The sequence below is a fragment of the Mesorhizobium sp. M7A.F.Ca.US.005.03.2.1 genome (assembly GCF_003997795.1).
GTDB lineage: Bacteria > Pseudomonadota > Alphaproteobacteria > Rhizobiales > Rhizobiaceae > Mesorhizobium > Mesorhizobium ciceri.
In genome coordinates this window covers 1-1,923 of the sequence record NZ_RZRP01001042.1, presented here as the reverse complement: position 1 = coordinate 1,923, position 1,923 = coordinate 1, and the positions used below count along the sequence as shown (strand labels likewise).

The window sequence follows — 1,923 nt, the reverse complement described above, 5'->3', positions numbered from 1 at the left end:
GCCGGCGGAACTGCTGCGCGTCGCCTCGCCATCGGCCGAAGTGCAGGGCCATTCGCCGGATCAGCGGGTGACGGTCCCCGGCAAGCGCAATGTGGCGATCCTGAAGATCGAGCCGGTCGGCAACTACGCCGTGCGCATCACCTTCGACGATTTCCACGACACCGGCATCTTCACCTGGAATTACCTGCATACGCTCGGCCACGAGAAGGATGCGCGCTGGGAAGCCTATCTCGCGGAGCTTGCGGAAAAGGGATTGAGCCGGGACCGCTAGATTGATTCCTCTCGCTGTCGTCAAAACGTCATCGAGATGGCGTAGCGCCGGCAAAGGTTTGGAGGCGAAAACATGTCCGTCATCACCACGGTCGAGCAGCTCGAGGCACTCTATGGCGTTCCAGGCGAGGCCTCGCTGGTCAAGGAACTCGACCACGTCATTCCCGAATACGCCGCCTTCATCGAAGCCTCGCCCTTTGTCGCACTGGCGACCAGCGGACCGGAGGGGCTGGACTGTTCGCCGCGCGGCGATCTCGCCGGCTTCGTGCGCATCCATGATCCGAAAACGCTGATGATGCCGGACCGTCGCGGCAACAACCGCGCCGATTCGCTGAAAAACATCATCCGCGACCCACGCGTCGGCCTGCTGTTCCTGGTGCCGGGCTCCGGTACGACGCTGCGCGTCAACGGTCGCGCCCACATCACAACGGATACAGCGCTGTGCGCGTCATTTGCGGTGGACGGCAAGGCGGCGCGATCGGTAACCGTCGTCGACATCGATGCGGTCTATTTCCAATGCGCCCGGGCCATCGTCCGCTCCGAGCTCTGGAACCCGGCAAGGCATGTCGAGCCGAAGTCGCTGCCGACGCCCGGACAGATCCTGGAAATCACCAGCCGCAAGAACATCGACGGCGAAACCTACGACAAGGAATGGCCGGAACGGGCGAAGAAGACGATGTGGTAGGGTTGGGCTGAAGGGCGCTCAAGCCTCATTCAGCACATCATAGATCTTGCGCATCTGCTCGCCGATCATGTCGCATTGCTCCGGCGTCGACTGGCTCATCGCCTTCTCGATCAGCGCCATATGCACTTTCAGCGCCTGCATCAGCAGCGCCTCGCCGGCTTCCGTCAGGGCGAGACGCAAGATGCGCTTGTCCTTCTCATCACCCTCGCGGCGCAGCAGGCCACGCGCTTCCAGCTGCGGCAACAGCATGGTGATGTTGGAGCGGCCGACGAGCAACTTGCGGGCAAGATCGTGCTGCGACATTCCGGGGTGGCGATAGAGGTTCATCAGCACGTCGAGCTGCGCCGGTTTCAAATCGAGCGGCGCAAGTTTCACCGCCAGCGTGCGCTCAAGCACATGGCAGGCGCGCGCCACCGCGACCCAGTTGCGGAAACGCGGGTTGTCCCAAGGCAGCTCTTGTTTATTGTTCATCTTTGAACTATTATGTTCATGCTTGAACGTATGGATGGATTCTCACTATGGCATCATTCGGGCTGAAGGTCATCCGGGGCGTGTTCGGTGCGGCAGAGCGTGTCGCGCCACGGCTCAGCGGACGCGCGGCGTTCGAATTGTTCTGCCGCACCCCGAATGTCAAGGCGCTCAGCGATGGCGAGCGCCGCGCTGTCGAGCGTGCGACGGGGTTCATGACCGAGGCGCGTCATCACCGGCTGAAGACCGCGACCGGCTGCGTCATGGTGCACGAGTTCCGGCCCGAGCCGGGCAGGGCGGCCGTCGGCACGGTGCTCGTCGTCCATGGCTGGCGCTCGCGCACCGAATATATGCGCGCCTTGATCGAAGGCTATCGCGCCGCCGGCTACAGGGTCGTTTCGCTCGACCTGCCTGGCCACGGCCAGTCGCAGGGCCGGCGCCTGAACATGGTCAATGCGGTGGATGCGGTGCGGGTTGCCGGCGAATGGTTCGCCCCGTTC

The 1,923-nt window shown here is 63.3% G+C and carries 4 protein-coding genes; 3 read left to right on the top strand and 1 reads right to left on the bottom strand.

Annotated features, from left to right (window positions below):
- A partial coding sequence (locus tag EN991_RS34345) for a DUF971 domain-containing protein (RefSeq protein ID WP_164769598.1) occupies positions 1–271 on the top strand: 271 nt, incomplete at its 5' end.
- Positions 272–343: 72 nt separating this feature from the next.
- On the top strand, positions 344–955 hold the full coding sequence (locus EN991_RS34340) for a pyridoxamine 5'-phosphate oxidase family protein (protein WP_063172133.1): 612 nt from the start codon (positions 344–346) through the stop codon (positions 953–955).
- Positions 956–973: 18 nt separating this feature from the next.
- Here the strand turns inward: EN991_RS34340 and EN991_RS34335 are convergent, their stop codons facing one another.
- On the bottom strand, positions 974–1,426 hold the full coding sequence (locus tag EN991_RS34335) for a MarR family transcriptional regulator (RefSeq protein ID WP_013531696.1): 453 nt from the start codon (positions 1,424–1,426) through the stop codon (positions 974–976).
- A 47-nt stretch (positions 1,427–1,473) separates the two neighbouring features.
- Here EN991_RS34335 and EN991_RS34330 point away from each other — a divergent pair.
- On the top strand, positions 1,474–1,923 hold a 450-nt coding region (locus EN991_RS34330), incomplete at its 3' end, for an alpha/beta fold hydrolase (protein ID WP_206519310.1).